We start from the raw sequence: 18386 nt of genomic DNA on the forward strand, positions 1-18386 counted from the left end.
TAAAGCGGAGTCCGTTCGACCAGAAGCGAGAAAAAATACTGGGCGGCTTTTGAAGTCGCTCTTTGACTTCATAAAGACGAACCGATTTTTCTCGAGCTTCTAACGGACGCAGCTAGAATAATAATCCTACCTACTGCTCCAACAATAATTCAGTTAAAACATTCGCCAATATTTTCCCAGCTGTTTTAGGAGCGACAATTCCCGGAAGTCCTGGGACTAATTGAGCTCTTATTCCTCTTTTTTCAGCATAATCAAAATCGGTTCCACCCGGTTTTGAGGCTAAATCAATAATCAAGGAATGAGTTGGCATTTTGGCAATTACTTTTTCTGTTAAAACAAGGGCTGGGATCGTATTAACAAAAATATCAACATCCGAACATTGGTTTTCAAGTTCAGATATTGGAATTGGGGTTAACCCCATCTCTGTTACTCTCGCTAAAAGTTCAGTTTCTTTAGCCGCTACTTTTACCTTAGCTCCAATAGCTGAAAAAGTTCTAGCAATCGTCATCCCTGTTCGACCGAGTCCTAAAACGACGACATTTGCATTATGAAGCGTGATATCTGTATGCTGAATTGCAATCATTATCGCCCCTTCAGCTGTAGGAATCGAATTGTAAATCGCAACGTCATCTCGTTCCATCAGTTTAATTAATTTACGATTTGATTTTTTGATAATATCATTTAAATAGTCAGTGCTAATGCCACTATATACGACACAATGTTTAGGTGTTTGGTTTAAATGTTTGGCGCTAAGTATTACTTTTTCATTAGAAAAGATCGTTTCAACCGCTCCCTCATGATCGGTCCCACTAACAGGAAGAATAAGGGCATCTACTTTTTTCCAATCTAATTCATCCATAACTGCTTTGGAAGCACCGATAAAGCCATCATCTAGCTGTTCAAAACCGACTAATGAAATACGGGCATGAACTTGAGAAAGCTTTCTTATTATTTCAAGCTGCCGTGCATCACCGCCAATGATGACAATATGTTTTCCTTCAAGCATCTTAAATCGGTCTCCTTTCCTATCAATTTCTAATCTCTTTTTTCTATGAATAATGAAGCGATTAGGGATGAACGAAAGTGCTTCAACATAGCATATGTCTATAAATTCACGGTGGTGAATACAATAGCCTACTTCAAAAATTAGAAAAAAGCCTATTCCTCCTTAAGTTAAAGAAGAATAGGCTTTTACAATTATGGAACATTTTTTATGAATATAGAGTTCGCAATTACTCCATTCGTTCTAAATCAATAATAATCATATCTTGACCGATTTTTTTTATTTGCTGCCAATAAACGGTCACTTCATGTTCTTTTTTCCCAAAACCAAACCATTTCATCGTTGGAATCATAAAAGCATGAATGTCTCCTGTCTCTTCATCAATTAACAAATCCGTTTGACCTAAAATGCCTAATCGCTCCCCACGCTGAAAATCAATAATTTCTTTATTGCTCATTTCACTTAGACGCATAAGCTCACCCCGGTTGTCTAAATTAGTTGTCCTTAATTTACTTTATGAGAAAAAAACAAAAAAGACCTCCCACATTAAGTAGGAGGTTCAACTGACTAAAACATTATTATCCTTGTAAAGCTTCAGGCATCTCACCAGTTGCATTAATAAGAGAAATTGATGGATTGTTCGTCAAAATTAGTTTGGCAATCTTATTCACTTCATCTAACTGTACATCATTAATTTCTTGAATAATCTCATCTAAGCTACGATGTTGTTTTAATAATAGTTCATTTTTCCCATTACGGCTCATACGACTATTTGTGCTTTCAAGACTTAGCATTAAGTTTCCTTTTAATTGCTCTTTTCCATTTGCTAGTTCTTTTTCCGTCATCCCTTTTTCAGCAAGGTTAGCCGTTGTCATATGAACAGCCTCAATTAATTCATCCAGCTGCTTATGAGCCGTCCCTGCATATACCGTTAACATACCACTATCCTGATAGGAAGAATGATACGAGAAAACCGAATAACATAATCCTCTTTGCTCACGAATTTCTTGGAAAAGGCGACTACTCATACTACCTCCAAGCAAATTGTTTAATAGTACAAGACCGTAAACATCTTTATGCCCAATTTCTAGTCCCGGATAGCCTAAACATAAATGAGCTTGCTCGGTTTCTTTTTTTCGAATTATTTTTTCAGGAATAAAGACAGGTGCCTCACGCTTTAATTCATATGTTGTCGGTTTAACCGCCGAAAAAACTTCTTTAATTTGTTCAATAATTTCATCCGTAATATTACCGGCGATTGATACAACGACATAATCACCTGTATAAAAGCGGTCCATATAATCACGAAGATGCTCTTCGGTAAATGTTTCGAGTGTTTCAACCGTTCCTAAAATCGGATAACTTAAAGAGTGTTTGCCATAACTTGCCTCACTCAATAAATCATGAACGATATCATCTGGTGTATCGTCGACCATTTTGATTTCTTCTAATACAACATTTCTTTCTTTGGCTAGCTCTGTTTTTTCAAACAAAGAATTAAAAAACATATCCGATAAGACATCAATCGCTATTTTGCTATGATCATCTAACACTTTTGCATAATAACAAGTATACTCTTTTGACGTAAAGGCATTTACTTGACCACCAATACGATCAAATGTCTCGGCAATTTGAGCTGCCGACCTTGTTTTAGTCCCTTTAAAAAACATATGCTCTAAAAAGTGTGAAATTCCATTTTCCTCTTTATGTTCATTTCGTGAACCTGTTCCAATCCATACGCCCATTGAGACGGAACGCACATGTGGAATCGATTCTGCTAAAATTCTGACCCCATTATCTAATTCTATCTTTTGGATCACTCTTTTACCCCCTTAGTCCTGTTTAAGGGTTACACCAATATTTAATCGTTTTTCATCCATTAAGTCTGTCACCGTTCCAATTTGATAGTTCTTTTCTTTGATTCCGATGATCATTTGTTCCAAACCTTTTGTCGACGCCTCTGTTGGATGCATTAAAATCATCGCTCCATTATGAACTTTGCCGAGTACTCTTTCGCTCATTTCATTAGGGTTAGGGTTTCGCCAATCGATTGTATCCACCGACCATAAGATTGTCTGCATATCTAAATTAGCTGCACGGTCAACAACAGTTTGATTAAAACTTCCACTAGGAGGAGCAAACCATTTTGGTGTAACATTTAATGTTGCTTCAATCACATCATTTGTTTTCTGTAGTTCCTCATCAATCCTTTGTTGGGTTAATGAATTCATATCTGGGTGAGAATAAGCATGGCTTCCAATTTCATGTCCTTCTTCATAAATCATTAAAGCGATTTGTGGATTATTTTTCACCCAAGAGCCATCCAGAAAAAAGGTTGATTTGATCGAATGTTTATTTAGTGTTTTTAATATCTCTGGAATATATTCATTTCCCCATGCGACATTTATTAAAAAGGAAACCATTGGCTTCTCTTCATTACCACGATATATCGGCTGTGGCTCTAAATTCTCTAAATGAATGGATGGAGAGATTTCATTAAAAACGAGTCGATTTTCATCAAATAGGCCTACCTTCTTCATCTTATCATAGGACGCTTCTACGTCAACCTTTAAGCCATTATAACCAGGTACCGCCTTCCATACACGATCAACCCTTGCATCTATAGGTGCCACATTATATGACTCTGCCTTCGATTCTATTTCTTGCAACAGTGAATTAGACGGAGCCACGACCATTAAACTCTCCTCTTTCAAAGAATCAATATAATTCAATGAAAAAGGGTTGTGAACTACTGAAAATGATAAAAAAAGAATGCCAATAAAAAACATCGCGTGGATAATATACTTTTTCACGATCACTCCCCCTTACTCTCAACCTATGAAGATGAAGGACAGGTTAGAACTAAGGAGTGGACATGTTTTATATGTAGAGAAAGATTATCTTTCATTATTAGGTATGCATTTCTTCTTTTATGACGTTCTCGCTTTTCCTTTTTCATTTTTCACGTCGCTATTTGTAGTACTTAATGTAAAATGAAAAAAATGAGACTGGATTTCCCAGCCCCATTGTTATTTTTGATCTTGTTGCTCTTTTTGTTCTTTTAAAATCACTTTTCTTGATAAGTTAACTCTGCCTTGATTGTCGATTTCCGTTACACGGACTAAAATCTCATCGCCAATTTGAACGACATCTTCCACTTTGTTAATTCTCTCTTCTGCAAGTTGAGAAATGTGAACAAGTCCATCTTTCCCTTTAAATAACTCAACAAAAGCACCAAATTTTTCAATACGTTTAACTTTTCCAAGATAAGTTTGACCAATTTCAACTTCACGGACAATATCTTCAATAATGGAGCGTGCTTTTTTGTTCATTTCACTATCGACAGAGGAAATATACACAGTACCATCTTGTTCGATATCAATTTTAACACCTGTTTCTTCAATGATTTTATTAATCATTTTTCCACTTGGTCCAATGACATCACGAATCTTATCAGGGTTGATTTTCATTGTCATAATTTTTGGAGCAAATTCCGAAAGCTCTGTACGAGATTCGGCAATTGTAGCTAGCATACTATCTAGGATAATCATTCGACCTCTTTTGGCTTGCTCTAAGGCTTCTTCTAAAATTTCACGGTTAATACCAGAAATCTTAATATCCATTTGTAGTGCGGTTACTCCCTTTTTCGTTCCAGCGACTTTAAAGTCCATATCTCCAAGAGCATCTTCCATCCCTTGAATATCGGTTAACACACTAATATGCTCATCTTGTTTCACAAGACCCATTGCAATCCCAGCAACTGGTGCTTTAATTGGTACACCGGCATCCATCATTGCTAAAGTACTTGCACAAATACTCGCTTGTGAAGTTGAACCATTTGATTCTAATACTTCTGATACAAGTCGAATCGTATAAGGGAACGTATTCTCATCTGGAATAACTGGATCAAGTGCACGTTCACCTAACGCCCCGTGTCCAATCTCTCGACGACCTGGTCCACGAATTGGACCTGTTTCTCCTACACTAAATTGTGGGAAATTGTAATGATGCATAAAGCGTTTTGATTCTTCAATTCCTAAACCATCTAAGATTTGAACATCACCAAGAGCTCCTAATGTACAAATGCTTAATGCTTGTGTTTGACCACGGGTAAACAAACCAGAGCCATGTGTTCTTGGTAATAATTTTACTTGTGAAGAAAGCGGACGAATTTCATCAATAGCTCGCCCATCAGGTCTTACCTTTTCAACGGTAATTAAACGACGAACTTCTTCTTTTACAAGCTTTTGTAACATTTCTTTGACATCGCTGATTTTAATGCTCTCATCATCACGTTCCTCAAACTTTGCCAATGTTGCTTCAATAACGGAATCAATTGCTGCTTGTCTTGCATGTTTTTCTTGGACTTGAACAGCTTGTTTCATATCTGCTTCAGCGATTTCTCTTACTTCCTGATCAAGTTCAGGAGCAATTTGTTTTAAGATAACATCTTGTTTCTCTTTTCCAATTTGATGAACGATTTCTTCTTGGAAAGCGATAAGACGTTTAATCTCATCATGACCAAACATAATTGCTTCAAGCATGACTTCTTCTGGTACTTCATTTGCACCAGCTTCAACCATGTTAATGGCATCCTTAGTTCCTGCAACGACCAAGTTAAGGTCACTATTATCTAATTGCTCAGGTGTAGGATTAATGATAAATTGCCCTTCAGAATCACGACCAACTGTCACTCCAGCAATCGGACCATCAAATGGGATATTTGAGATAGAAAGAGCTAATGAAGAACCGAACATGGCAGCCATTTCAGATGAGCAATTTTGCTCAACACTCATCACGATGCTAATGACTTGCACTTCATTTCTAAATCCATCAGGGAATAAAGGGCGAATCGGTCTATCGATTAAACGACTTGCTAAAATCGCCTTTTCGCTTGGACGACCCTCTCTTTTAATAAAACCACCTGGAATCTTACCAGCTGCATATAAGCGCTCTTCGTAGTTAACGGTTAATGGGAAAAAGCTTACATCTTTCGGTTCCTTTGATGCTGTAGCTGTACTTAAAACAGCCGTGTCCCCATAACGAACAAGAACGGCACCGTTTGCTTGTTTAGCGAGTTGGCCTGTTTCAATCGAAAGCGTTCGACCGGCCCATTCCATTGTAAATACTTGTCTTTCCTGTTCCATTACGCGCGTACTCCTCTCGTACACAAAAATAATCAATCTGTTCTTATTATTGCCTATTTAACGAAAAAATAAAAGGATTAGTTCCTATTATGTATAAATCTTCTGCCTGAAAACATACCTTTTTAATCAATAAATGTCCTTAAAGAGCGAAAAAAGCGGGAATCCTCCCGCTTTCACTTAAAAACTATCGACGTAAGCCAAGCTTATCAACTAGATTACGGTAACGAGTTACATCTTTGTTACGTAAATAAGTTAACAAGTTACGACGTTGACCTACCATTTTTAAAAGACCACGACGTGAATGGTGATCCTTTTTATGAGTACGTAAATGCTCATTCAATGTGTTGATCTGCTCAGTAAGGATAGCGACTTGAACCTCTGGAGAACCAGTGTCCGTATCATGCACTTTAAACTCAGCGATTAATTCATTCTTGCGCTCTTGTGTTAATGCCATCCTGTTCACCTCCCTTTCATAATCTCCAATCCCTAGCAATCGTCGGTGAAATCGTATTGCCAAGAAAAGGATTAGTACTTAACGTACATTGTCTACTATACATGGGTTTTTATTAGAATGCAAGTTGATTCTCAGCAAAATACGTAATCGCTGTTTGTTTATCTGCTTCAATTTGAGTGACTAAGTCATTAAAGTCAGCAAATTTCTTTTCAGGTCGAATTCTGAAAATCCACTCCACTTCTAACTCCTCGCCATATAAATCGCCATCATATTGCAAGAGATGAACTTCGATACTCGGATCGGTTTTTTGTGTCTTATTAAAGGTTGGAGCATAACCTAGATTACAAACGCCAAAGTATTGAGATTGTCCATGGGTAACCCGTACCCCGTAAACCCCTATTCTCGGAGTAACATATCGTTTCTCCATTTGAATATTGGCTGTTGGAAACCCTAGCTTCCTCCCCCTTTTATCGCCATCAATCACGAGTCCTTTTAATTTATAATAACGATTTAGGTTGTTTGGAATTTCCTCAACCTCGCCACGCTCTAACAGCTCACGAATATGGCTTGAGCTAATTTTTAAATTTCCATATTCAAGCTTAGGAACAATCGTTTGTGAAAATTGACCTTTGGCGTGACCAGGTAAAGATTCCATATTCCCTCGGCCTAACGCACCGTATGTAAAATCAAAGCCCGCAACCGCATGTTTAACATTTAACCCGCTTAAATACTCGTCTACAAATTGTTCCGGTGATAATTTGGCAAACTCTTCGGTGAAAGAAATAATATAGATTCGCTCCACCCCTAACTTTTCCATATAAGTTAACTTATCTTCTAAAGGAGTAAGGTATCTCATCGGTTCTGATGATTTCCCAAGCACTTCTTTTGGGTGAGGGTGGAAGGTCATCACCGTTAATTGTAAATGATCCTCGATGGCAATAGCCGCGGCCGCTTTAATGACCTCTTGATGCCCTTTATGTACACCATCAAAATAACCTAATGCCATAACGTTAGGTTTTGTTTCGATTTTTTTTGGATCGATAGGGTGTCTTAAATAAATCGTTTCCATCTTCGGTCCCCCTTAAAACTATACTTTTATTCGTCAAGACTTGTCCAAATCATTTTTTCTGGTTTGATTAACCCAGCTTTTGTTGGATGTTGCTGATAGATCGCTAAACATTGACCTTCTTTATTATAGAACGTAAATCTATTTTCATCTATAAATTTATCTTGGGGTAAGACCGAGCCTACTTTTATTTTTGCTTCTAATTCTTCCGTAACCGTATACTTGGGAATATGGGCAATCGCTATTTCTAACGGCTTTAATTGCTGACATCTTTCTTCAATTGATTCCATTTGCTCAATTTCCTCAAAAGAAAGGCAATCTTCTAAAGTAAAAGGACCCGATGACACTCGTTGTAGCTTGGACATATGGGCTGGAAATCCGAGCTTTTTCCCAATATCAACGGCGAGCGTTCGAACATAAGTACCTTTAGAACATTTGACAAAAAGACGAAAACAAAGAGTCTGTTTGTCCTGATTCCATTGAACATCTCCGAGCCGATTGATTTCTTCAATTGTCACAATCCGACTTGGGCGATCGACTACTTCCCCTTTTCTAGCGTAATCGTACAATCGTCTCCCCTTTACTTTGACAGCTGAATACATCGGTGGTGTTTGGTTTATTTCTCCTAAAAAAGAGGCGAGAACCTCGTCAATCTTTTGTGAAGATATCGAGTTTGTGACCGCTTTTTCTTCAACGGTTTCTCCTGTTTGATCCTCTGTCGTTGTAGCAAAGCCTATCGTCACTTCTGCTTCATATGCTTTTGCATAATCGGACATATATTGAGCGACTTTTGTTGCTTTGCCAATACAAATCGGTAAAACTCCGGTTACAGCCGGATCAAGAGTACCTGTATGACCAATTTTTTTTGTTTGAAATAATCTTCTTAATTTCGCAACACAGTCATGAGACGTCATGCCAGCCGGTTTATATAATGATAAGACGCCAGCTTTATTCATAATATTCACTCACCTTAAAAACCAATTTTAATAAAGAAAGGATAGTGAACCCTTATGGCCCCTATCCTTTCCGATTTATTCTCCTGTTTTCGGCTCTTGATTGATTTTACTTAATAATGATTCAATTCGATTTCCGTATTCAATCGACTGATCAAATTCAAAAATGAGCTCAGGCGTTTTGCGTAACCGAATTCGTTTCCCAATTTCACTTCGCATAAAGCCTTTTGCTTTTGAAAGACCGAGTAGGGTTGCTTCCTTTTGCTCATCACTACCTAAAACTGTAATGTAGACTTTTGCTTGTTGCAAGTCACCTGTTACATCAACACCTGTTACTGTAACAAAACTTATTCTTGGGTCCTTTAATTCACGCATAATAATATCACTTAATTCTTTTTTCATTTGCTCACCAACACGGTGTGCACGAACATTACTCATAGTTGTTCACCTCTGGAAAATCTCTAAATTCTACTTATAACCATTCATAATCTGTTAACGTACGCTCTGCTCGCTCTTCACTATCGATGAGAGCTGTGGCACGCTGTAATTCCTTTTCACAAATGGTTCTTGTGTTTCCAACCGTGACAATAGACAATTCAGCCCGTTGCCAAACGTCTTGAAAATCGGTTTCCGCAACAGAAAGATTAAACCTTTGTTTCAAACGGGTTTGAACGCTTTTGAGAACAGAGCGCTTTTCTTTTAATGAGTGGACATTATAGATGAGGAGTTCACACCGAACGGAGCCGATGATCATTTACGCTCAATTTCCTCCATAATGTATGCTTCAATAATGTCGCCTTCTTTGACATCATTAAAGTTCTCAAGCGTAATTCCACACTCATAACCTGCTGCTACTTCTTTTGCATCATCTTTAAAGCGTTTCAGAGCATTAATCGCTCCTTCATAAATAACGACGCCATCACGAATTAAACGAACAGTCGAATCACGTGAAATCTTTCCTTCTGTTACATACGAACCAGCAATTGTACCAATTTTGGATACTTTAAATGTCGTACGGATTTCAACTTGACCGATGACCTTCTCTTCAAATTCAGGATCTAGCATCCCTTTCATTGCTGCTTCAATTTCGTCAATTGCATTATAAATAACACGGTGTAAACGAATGTCTACTTTTTCTGACTCAGCAACACGCTTTGCATTCACATCAGGACGGACACTAAAACCAATGACAATCGCATTTGAAGCAGATGCTAAAATAATGTCTGACTCTGTAATCGCCCCAACACCAGTATGAATGATATTAACCTTTACGCCAGCTACATCAATCTTCTCAAGTGAACCTCTCATCGCTTCCACAGAACCTTGAACATCAGCTTTAATAATGATGTTAATATCTTTGACATCACCTTGCTGGATTTGATTAAAGAGGTCATCTAAACTAACGCGAGAGTTTTCCGAACGATTCTCCTCACGTTGACGAGAAGAACGAGCCTCTCCAATTTGACGAGCTTTTTTCTCATCAGCAAATACTTGGAATTGATCACCTGCTAGTGGTACATCATTTAGCCCTGTAATTTCAACAGGTGTTGATGGACCTACTCGTTTCACACGACGTCCTAGGTCGTTAACCATGGCACGAACACGCCCAAATGAACTACCGACCACAATTGGGTCTCCAACATTTAATGAACCATTTTGGACAAGCAATGTCGCAACAGCTCCACGCCCTTTATCAAGCTCAGCTTCAATCACAGTCCCTTTTGCTTTAAGTGTTGGATCTGCTTTTAATTCAGCTACTTCAGAAACAAGAAGAACCATTTCTAATAGTTCATCAATTCCCGTACCTGATAACGCTGAAACATTAACAAAAATTGTGTCTCCTCCCCATGCTTCTGGAACGAGTTCAAATTCCGTTAACTCTTGCATAACTCGATCTGGATTGGCTGCTTCTTTATCGATTTTGTTAACTGCCACAATAATTGGTACTCCGGCTGCTTTTGCATGGCTAATCGCTTCTTTTGTTTGCGGCATAACACCATCATCAGCTGCGACAACTAAAATCGTAATATCCGTTACTTGAGCACCACGAGCACGCATTGTTGTAAAAGCTGCGTGTCCAGGAGTATCTAAGAACGTGATTTTTTTACCATCTGTTTCGATTTGGTAAGCACCAATATGTTGAGTGATACCACCTGCTTCACCCTCTGTCACCTTCGTTTGACGAATTGAATCAAGTAAAGTTGTTTTTCCGTGGTCAACGTGTCCCATAATCGTTACGACTGGTGGACGTTCAGCAAGATTTTCTTCATTGACAACTTCCACATACTCTTCAAAATCAATCTCATCAATGATGATCTCTTCTTCTACTTCAACACCATAATCACCAGCAATCAATTCAATCGTATCTTTGTCAAGTTCTTGATTAATTGTTGACATCACACCTAAGAACATCAACTTCTTGATTAGTTCAGATGGTTCCTTATGAAGAAGTTTCGCAAGCTCACCAACTGTTAAAGAGCCAGAGTACGTAATTTTTTCTGGTAATGGCTTTGGTTTAGGTGGTGTATGGTTTTGCTGAGTTTGATTTCGTTTATTTGGTCCTTTGTTTGAACGATTTTGCGGACCTTTGCCTTGCTTTGGTTTGTTCTTTTGATTTCTGTTTTGCGGTGCTTGGTTATTAGATTGGTTCGGTTTATTCGTACGGTTTTGTGCTTTGTTATCTTTTGATGCATCTGTTGCAGGTTTTTTCTGCTTAGAATCCCCATCTAATAAAGCGACCATCTTATCATCAATAACAGACATATGATTTGTTACATCCATATTTAATGACTTTAACTTATCAATCACTTCTTTGCTTGATACATTCTTTTCTTTTGCATATTCGTAGATTCTCATTTTTTTCATACACGTCCTCCACATTCATTGGTCAATGAATGCAGTCATTTTTTTGGCAAAACCGCTATCCTTAATCCCGATGACGACTCTTTCAGCCTTACCGATGGCACGACCGAGAGTTTCGCGATCCGCTACGAGACGGACCGTTACATTATAATGACTACATTTGTCCAAAATTTTTTTCTTTGTATTTTCTGAGGCATCTTGAGAAAGAAGTACAAGTTGCACTGACTGTGCCCGCACTTCCTTTGTGACAAGCTCCTCTCCAGTCACAATTTGTCTTGCTCTTGCTGCAAGTCCTAATAAGGATAACCACTTAGAATCGTTTAGGCTCATTTTTTGCTTCCACGCTCTCTTGCAAGCTCTAGTTCATCATATATTTCTGGACTAACTTGTACTTGTAATTGCTTTGAAAGAACATCCTTCTTTTTCGCCATTTCAAAACATTCTTTACTGTTGCTAAGATAAGCTCCTCGTCCATTCTTTTTCCCACTAAGATCTACTGATACTTCTCCTTCAGGGGAGCGAACAACGCGGATTAACTCTTGTTTTGGTTTCATTTCATTCGTGACAACACATTTACGAAGTGGAACTTTACGCTTTTTCATTTGGCCCCATCTCCCTTATTTTTAATCAAGTTTGGAATCTGAATCAACAGAATAAGCTGCTTCTTCATCATAAGATTCTTCGCTGATTAAATCATCGTTTTCAAGCAAGTCTGTTTCCGATAATAAGCCTAATTCTTTTGCTTCTGACTCACTCTTAATATCAATTTTCCAACCTGTTAACTTAGCCGCAAGTCTAGCGTTTTGGCCTCGTTTACCGATCGCTAATGAAAGTTGATAATCAGGGACGATGACTTGGGTCATCTTCTCTTCTTCATTGACATTCACTTGCACGACTTTTGAAGGGCTTAAAGCATTGGCTACATACTCAACTGGATCTTCTGACCAGCGAACGATATCAATTTTTTCCCCTTTTAATTCGTTGACAATCGTTTGAACACGTCCACCTTTTGGTCCAACACAGGCTCCTACTGGGTCTACTTCTGGATTATCTGCATGAACTGCAATTTTAGAACGATCACCAGCTTCACGAGAAACAGATTTAATCTCAACTGTCCCATCATAAATCTCTGGTACTTCAAGTTCAAATAAACGTTTAAGAAGACCAGGGTGTGTTCTAGAGATTAAAATTTGTGGACCTTTTGTCGTTTTTTCTACTTTTGTAATATACGCTTTTATTCGATCATTATGAGCATAGGTTTCATTTGGCATCTGTTCATTCACCGGTAATAAAGCCTCTACTTTTCCTAAGTCGACATAAATAAAACGGTGGTCTTGTCGTTGAACAATTCCTGTCATAATGTCTTCTTCACGATCGATAAAGTCAGCATAAATAATGCCACGTTCCGCTTCTCGAACACGTTGTGTAACAACTTGTTTAGCTGTTTGAGCTGCGATGCGCCCAAAGTCTTTTGGGGTTACTTCAATTTCAACAATGTCATCCACTTCATAACTTGGATGAATTTTCTTCGCTTCATCTAAAGCGATTTCTAATCTTGCATCAAAAACTTCCTCAACGACAGTTTTTCTCGCAAATACGCGGATACGCCCATTATCACGGTCAACATCAACACGAACATTTTGTGCAGAATTGAAGTTTCGCTTATAACCGGAAATTAATGCTGCTTCAATCGCTTCAATAATAACTTCCTTGCTAATCCCCTTTTCTTTTTCTAATGTTGTTAATGCATCCATAAATTCACTATTCATGGATTTCATTTCCCCCTTTCAAATAATCAGACTCTAACTTCTTCTTAAAATTTCTTTTCGAAAAAGACGTTCTTCATTTTTCATCTTGTCATTATAATTTGATTGCTAGCCTAACTTTTGCTACTTTTTCATAAGGAATTTCAATTTCTTTTTTACGTGTTTTAATTTTCATTTCAAGCAATAGGGTTCCCCCATCAAATGAAAGCAAATCACCTTCAAAAACTTTTTGGCCATCAAGCATTTCATAAGTTGAAACGTGAATGTATTTACCAATAGCTTTTTCAAGATCCTGTTTTGTTTTTAGTGGACGTTCAGCTCCGGGGGAAGACACTTCCAAAAAGTAAGCTTGTTCAATCGGATCCTTTTCGTCTAGAACTTCACTTAATTTTTCGCTTACAGCACTGCAATCCTCTAAATCAACACCTGTTTCAGAATCTATAAACACACGCAAAAACCAATTTGGTCCTTCTTTTTTAAACTCCACTTCAACTAACTCTAAATTTAAGTCTTCTAAAATAGGACTTACAAGTTCAGCAACAACATCTGTTACTTTGTTACTCACATCAAACCCTCCTTCTAAATCACAGTCAACATTCATAGCTCAAAAGGTGGGTTGCGTAACGCTAAAACATAACTTCCTCCGTAATAGAAACCCTACCTATTCTAACGTTTGGTTCTTTAATACTTAAAAATTGCCCCAACCAACAACGAAAGAGTGGGTTTCCCCACTCTTTCTCGGACCGTTATTCTAAGTATTACCATTATCAGAATATCATAATCCTTATCGCTTTGCAACTTGACACGACTAGTACCTCTTAGAATAAAGACAACTGATTAGAATCAGGTAAGCCTTCTAAACAACCATGATCGTCTAAACTCTCTAAAACAGTTTTTGTTAACTTACTTCGTTGTTGCAAATCTTCTTTTGATAAAAACTCTCGCTCTTGTCTCGCTTTGACAATATTAAGGGCCGCATTCGTACCAACACCTGTCATCGCATTAAAAGGTGGTAAAAGTTCCTTTCCATCGACGATAAATTCAGTTGCACTTGAACGATAAAGCTCTACCTTTTTAAAGGAATAACCTCGCTCGACCATTTCTAAAGCAAGTTCTAAGACAGTTAAAACGGCTTTTTCTTTTGGAGCGGCATCCAAACCTTTTTGATTAATTTCCTCAATTTTTGCTTTGATTGCGGCTGCACCTTTAATCATCGTATCCAAATCAAAATCATCGGCACGAACGGTAAAATAAGATGCATAGTATAAAATTGGATGATGAACTTTAAAATAAGCAATCCGAACAGCCATTAACACGTAGGCCGCGGCATGGGCTTTCGGGAACATATATTTAATCTTCAAACACGAACCAATATACCAATCTGGGACATTATTTTCTTTCATTGCTTCAATCCACTCAGGTTGAAGGCCTTTCCCTTTACGGACGGATTCCATAATTTTAAAAGCCAAAGAAGGTTCAAGCCCTTTATAAATTAAATAAACCATAATATCATCACGACAACCAATTACATCTTTCAATTCACATGTTCCATTATATATAAGCTCATTGGCATTATTTAACCAAACATCTGTCCCATGTGAAAGCCCTGAAATCTGCACGAGCTCTGAAAACGTACTAGGTTTCGTTTCTTCTAACATTTGTCGGACAAACCGTGTACCAAACTCTGGAATTCCGAGTGTTCCCGTTTTACATAAAATTTGCTCTTCTGTTACCCCTAACACTTCTGGACCGCTAAAAATCTTCATAACTTCAGGATCATCTGTTGGGATCGTTTTAGGATCGATGCCACTTAAATCTTGAAGCATTCGAATAACGGTCGGATCATCGTGTCCGAGAATATCAAGCTTTAATAAATTATCATGAATCGAATGGAAATCAAAATGAGTTGTTTTCCATTCTGCCTTTTGATCGTCAGCTGGGAATTGGATCGGGCAAAAATCATGAATATCCATATAATCCGGAACTACGATAATTCCACCAGGGTGTTGCCCAGTTGTTCTTTTCACCCCTGTACAACCTGAAACCAAGCGATCAATTTCAGCACCGCGCATATGGAGATCATGATCACCTTGATACCCCTTTACATAGCCGTAAGCGGTTTTTTCAGCGACCGTACCAATGGTCCCGGCACGATAAACATACTCTTCACCAAAAAGCTCTTTTGTATAATGATGAGCCCTTGGCTGGTACTCCCCCGAGAAGTTCAAATCAATATCCGGTACTTTATCCCCCTTAAAACCTAAAAATGTTTCAAATGGGATATCTTGTCCATCTTTGACATAGGCCGTCCCGCACTCAGGGCAATCTTTATCAGGTAAATCATATCCAGAACCTACTGACCCATCATTAAAAAAGTAAGAATGATGACAATTTGGACAGACATAATGTGGTGGTAGTGGATTAACCTCTGTTATTTCCGTCATCGTCGCAACAAAGGAGGAACCGACTGAACCACGAGAACCTACAAGATAGCCATCAATTAATGATTTTTTAACGAGCTTATGTGAAATTAAATAAATGACGGCAAATCCATGACCGATAATACTTTTTAATTCCTTTTCAATCCGTGCTTCAACGATTTCCGGCAACTCTTCCCCATAAATCATTCTCGCTCGATCATAACTCATTTGTCTAACTTCATCATCCGCCCCTTCAATTTTAGGTGTATATAATTCATCGGGAATCGGATGAATCTCTTCGATTTGCTCTGCCAATTGATTAGGTGTTTCAATCACAATTTTTTTGGCAATATCATTTCCTAAAAATTGAAATTCTTGAATCATTTCATCAGTTGTTCGGAAGTGAACCTGCGGCAAAGTTTGTTTATTAAGCGGATTGGCTCCACCTTGTGAAGCGATTAAAATTTTACGATAAATATAATCCTCTTCATCTAAATAATGAACATTTCCTGTGGCCACAACAGGTTTATTTAATTTCTCCCCGAGCTTTACGATGTTCTGTATGATTTCACGTAACGATGATTCATTTTTGACAAGTTCTCTCTCAATTAAATGCCGATAGTTTCCAAGAGGCTGTACTTCTAAATAATCATAAAATGCTGCAATCTCTTCAACCTCATCTGGAGATTTTTGCATCATCCCTTCAAAAACCTCACCTTTATCACAAGCTGATCCGATTAGTAAACCTTTTCTCAGCTTCTGCAATTGGGAACGAGGAATTCTAGGCGTTCGGAAATAATAGTTGACATGGGACATAGTAACGAGCTGATAGAGATTTTTTAAGCCTTCTTGCGTTTCTGCTAAAATAATACAATGAGAAGGACGTTGACGATGAAAATTCCCTTGCCCCATATGCTCATTAAGTTGGTTATGTTTAACAATCTCTTTCTCAACGGCATCACGAACCATTTTCCATAAAAGATATCCTGTCGCTTCCGCATCATAAATCGCACGGTGATGACTCACAAGTTCAATATCGAATTTTTTACATAACGTATTTAAGCGGTGATTTTTTAACTCTGGGTATAGGAATCGTCCAAGTTCAAGTGTATCGATGACCGGATTAGTTGCTTCCGGAAGTCCACTTTTTTGGTAACCGACATTTAAGAAGCCCATATCAAAGCTGGCGTTATGAGCGACGAGTACCGCCTCTCCAACCCATGCTTTAAACTTCTTTAGAACATCCTCTATTTCTGGTGCTCCTTTGACCATGTCATCCGTAATTCCTGTTAATTCAATGATCGTATTCGTTAACGGTTCATGTGGATCAGCAAATGATTCAAATCGATCAATAATCTCGCCATTTTTCACTTTAACGGCGGCTAGCTCAATAATTGTATTGTAAACAGCCGATAAACCCGTCGTTTCAACGTCAAACACGACATATTCAGCATCATACAACTCTAAATCATGTTCGTTATAAGCAATCGGTACTCCGTCATCAACAAGGTTTGCTTCTAATCCGTAGAGAATTTTAACCCCGTTCTTTTTTCCCGATGAATAAGCTTCTGGAAAAGATTGAACAACGCCATGATCGGTAATCGCGATCGCCTTATGACCCCATTTTGCTGCTTGCTCTACATAACGACCTGCTGAGACGATTCCATCCATTTGACTCATCGTCGTATGGACATGTAACTCCACTCGTTTTTGGCCATCTTCCCCTTGGTCGACTCTTTCAATCGGACTCACTTCGTTAATATCATTGGCGATCATAACTAAATCGCGAACGAACGTATCCATTTGAATGCCACCACGAACTTTGAGCCACATCCCTTTTTTAACCGATTGTAATAACGGAATATCTTCTTTATCGCGTGAGAAAATTTTAATTAAAATGGAATCCGTATAATCGGTTATTTTAAAAGTAAGTAATGTGCGCCCACTACGCAGTTCACGTGTTTCAGCGGCAAAGACATACCCTTGAACGGTTACACGACGCTCTTCATCCATAATTGACTCAAGTGGGATCGGTTCATCTTTAATCGGATATCCAAGTGTAAGTGCTTGTCCTTTAAGCTGATTTTCTGTTTCTTTTTCTTGTTTTTTCTTCTCAAGGATCGCCTCGACAACTTTAGAGTGATCTTCTTGTTCTCTTTGTTCAATAAAGCGTTCAAATTCTTTTTTGGATTCATTAATATGAGCATCAATTGTCACTTGAGGTAGCGAAAGTTGCTCTAATGTATCACGTAGAGGATCATTTAATTTCCTTTTTAAAGCAACGGCCTCTGTTTCGTTTCTGACGGTGATGACTAATCGTTTTCCATCAAATTTTGGTGTTTGATTTTGTAAAAGCTCTCTTAAGCCGTTTGAAATATTTTGTAGCCTCTCAACAATGAGTGGCCAATAACCACTCCACTCTTTATCGGCTAACTCGACTTGGTCATATTGAATGGAAAATGAAACGGTAGCAATATTTTGAAACGTATCGACTAATCGTCCCGCAAGAATTTGATACACATTTGCAGGTATTAATGAAGGGATATGAAAAAGAAAATGCCATTTTTTTTGTTCACGATAAATCGATAGTTTTTGAATTTGTCCATCTTTTAAATACATTTCAACTAACTGCTCAGGCAATTGAATTTGTTGCAATAACAATTGAAATCGTTCTTTTCTTATTTGTCCATCTGCTTGTACCATCATTCTTCTCCC

Annotated in this window: 16 protein-coding genes; all 16 read right to left on the minus strand. The window is 38.1% G+C overall.

The window, feature by feature from the left end; all coding sequences use genetic code 11:
* Positions 1–130: 130 nt before the first annotated feature.
* The 16 genes from dpaA to BALCAV_RS05140 all read right to left on the minus strand — a co-directional run bounded on the left by dpaA (position 131) and on the right by BALCAV_RS05140 (position 18374).
* On the minus strand, positions 131–1006 hold the full coding sequence (dpaA, locus tag BALCAV_RS05065; RefSeq protein WP_003323901.1) for a dipicolinic acid synthetase subunit A: 876 nt from the start codon (positions 1004–1006) through the stop codon (positions 131–133).
* A gap of 226 nt (positions 1007–1232) precedes the next feature.
* Positions 1233–1475, minus strand: coding sequence for a YlmC/YmxH family sporulation protein (locus tag BALCAV_RS05070; RefSeq protein WP_004428445.1), 243 nt, complete (start codon positions 1473–1475; stop codon positions 1233–1235).
* A 106-nt stretch (positions 1476–1581) separates the two neighbouring features.
* Positions 1582–2823 carry a M16 family metallopeptidase gene (locus tag BALCAV_RS05075; protein WP_004428448.1) on the minus strand — a complete coding sequence of 414 codons (1242 nt, stop codon included), beginning with the start codon at positions 2821–2823 and terminating at the stop codon, positions 1582–1584.
* A gap of 12 nt (positions 2824–2835) precedes the next feature.
* Positions 2836–3819 (minus strand): polysaccharide deacetylase family protein, encoded by a 984-nt coding sequence (locus BALCAV_RS05080; protein ID WP_040323661.1) that lies wholly within the window; start codon positions 3817–3819, stop codon positions 2836–2838.
* Between the two features lie 213 nt (positions 3820–4032).
* Positions 4033–6150 (minus strand): polyribonucleotide nucleotidyltransferase, encoded by a 2118-nt coding sequence (gene pnp, locus BALCAV_RS05085; protein WP_004428452.1) that lies wholly within the window; start codon positions 6148–6150, stop codon positions 4033–4035.
* Between the two features lie 184 nt (positions 6151–6334).
* Positions 6335–6604 (minus strand): 30S ribosomal protein S15, encoded by a 270-nt coding sequence (rpsO, locus tag BALCAV_RS05090; protein WP_004428454.1) that lies wholly within the window; start codon positions 6602–6604, stop codon positions 6335–6337.
* Positions 6605–6716: 112 nt separating this feature from the next.
* Entirely contained in the window at positions 6717–7673 is a 957-nt protein-coding gene (ribF, locus tag BALCAV_RS05095) for a riboflavin biosynthesis protein RibF (protein ID WP_004428456.1), read from the minus strand.
* 26 nt (positions 7674–7699) lie between these two features.
* The gene (gene truB / locus BALCAV_RS05100) at positions 7700–8626 is read right to left on the minus strand and encodes a tRNA pseudouridine(55) synthase TruB (RefSeq protein WP_004428459.1); all 927 of its coding nucleotides are present in this window, start codon (positions 8624–8626) and stop codon (positions 7700–7702) included.
* Between the two features lie 75 nt (positions 8627–8701).
* Complete coding sequence (rbfA, locus tag BALCAV_RS05105; protein ID WP_004428461.1) at positions 8702–9061, minus strand: 30S ribosome-binding factor RbfA; 360 nt, start codon at positions 9059–9061, stop codon at positions 8702–8704.
* Positions 9062–9095: 34 nt separating this feature from the next.
* Positions 9096–9377, minus strand: coding sequence for a DUF503 domain-containing protein (locus BALCAV_RS05110; RefSeq protein WP_004428464.1), 282 nt, complete (start codon positions 9375–9377; stop codon positions 9096–9098).
* On the minus strand, positions 9374–11488 hold the full coding sequence (gene infB, locus BALCAV_RS05115) for a translation initiation factor IF-2 (protein WP_004428467.1): 2115 nt from the start codon (positions 11486–11488) through the stop codon (positions 9374–9376). The genes BALCAV_RS05110 and infB overlap by 4 nt, the downstream gene beginning before the upstream one ends.
* Before the next feature lie 15 nt (positions 11489–11503).
* The gene (locus BALCAV_RS05120; protein ID WP_004428470.1) at positions 11504–11815 is read right to left on the minus strand and encodes a YlxQ family RNA-binding protein; all 312 of its coding nucleotides are present in this window, start codon (positions 11813–11815) and stop codon (positions 11504–11506) included.
* Positions 11812–12087 (minus strand): RNase P modulator RnpM, encoded by a 276-nt coding sequence (gene rnpM, locus BALCAV_RS05125; protein WP_004428473.1) that lies wholly within the window; start codon positions 12085–12087, stop codon positions 11812–11814. Before rnpM ends, BALCAV_RS05120 begins: the two co-directional genes overlap by 4 nt.
* 21 nt (positions 12088–12108) lie before the next feature.
* Entirely contained in the window at positions 12109–13254 is a 1146-nt protein-coding gene (gene nusA / locus BALCAV_RS05130; RefSeq protein ID WP_004428475.1) for a transcription termination factor NusA, read from the minus strand.
* 91 nt (positions 13255–13345) lie between these two features.
* Positions 13346–13816, minus strand: coding sequence for a ribosome maturation factor RimP (gene rimP, locus BALCAV_RS05135; protein WP_004428478.1), 471 nt, complete (start codon positions 13814–13816; stop codon positions 13346–13348).
* Positions 13817–14069: 253 nt separating this feature from the next.
* Entirely contained in the window at positions 14070–18374 is a 4305-nt protein-coding gene (locus BALCAV_RS05140) for a PolC-type DNA polymerase III (protein WP_004428481.1), read from the minus strand.
* Positions 18375–18386: the final 12 nt, after the last annotated feature.

The organism is Alkalihalobacillus alcalophilus ATCC 27647 = CGMCC 1.3604 (assembly GCF_000292245.2).
In the GTDB taxonomy this organism is placed as follows: Bacteria; Bacillota; Bacilli; order Bacillales; family Bacillaceae_D; genus Alkalihalobacillus; species Alkalihalobacillus alcalophilus.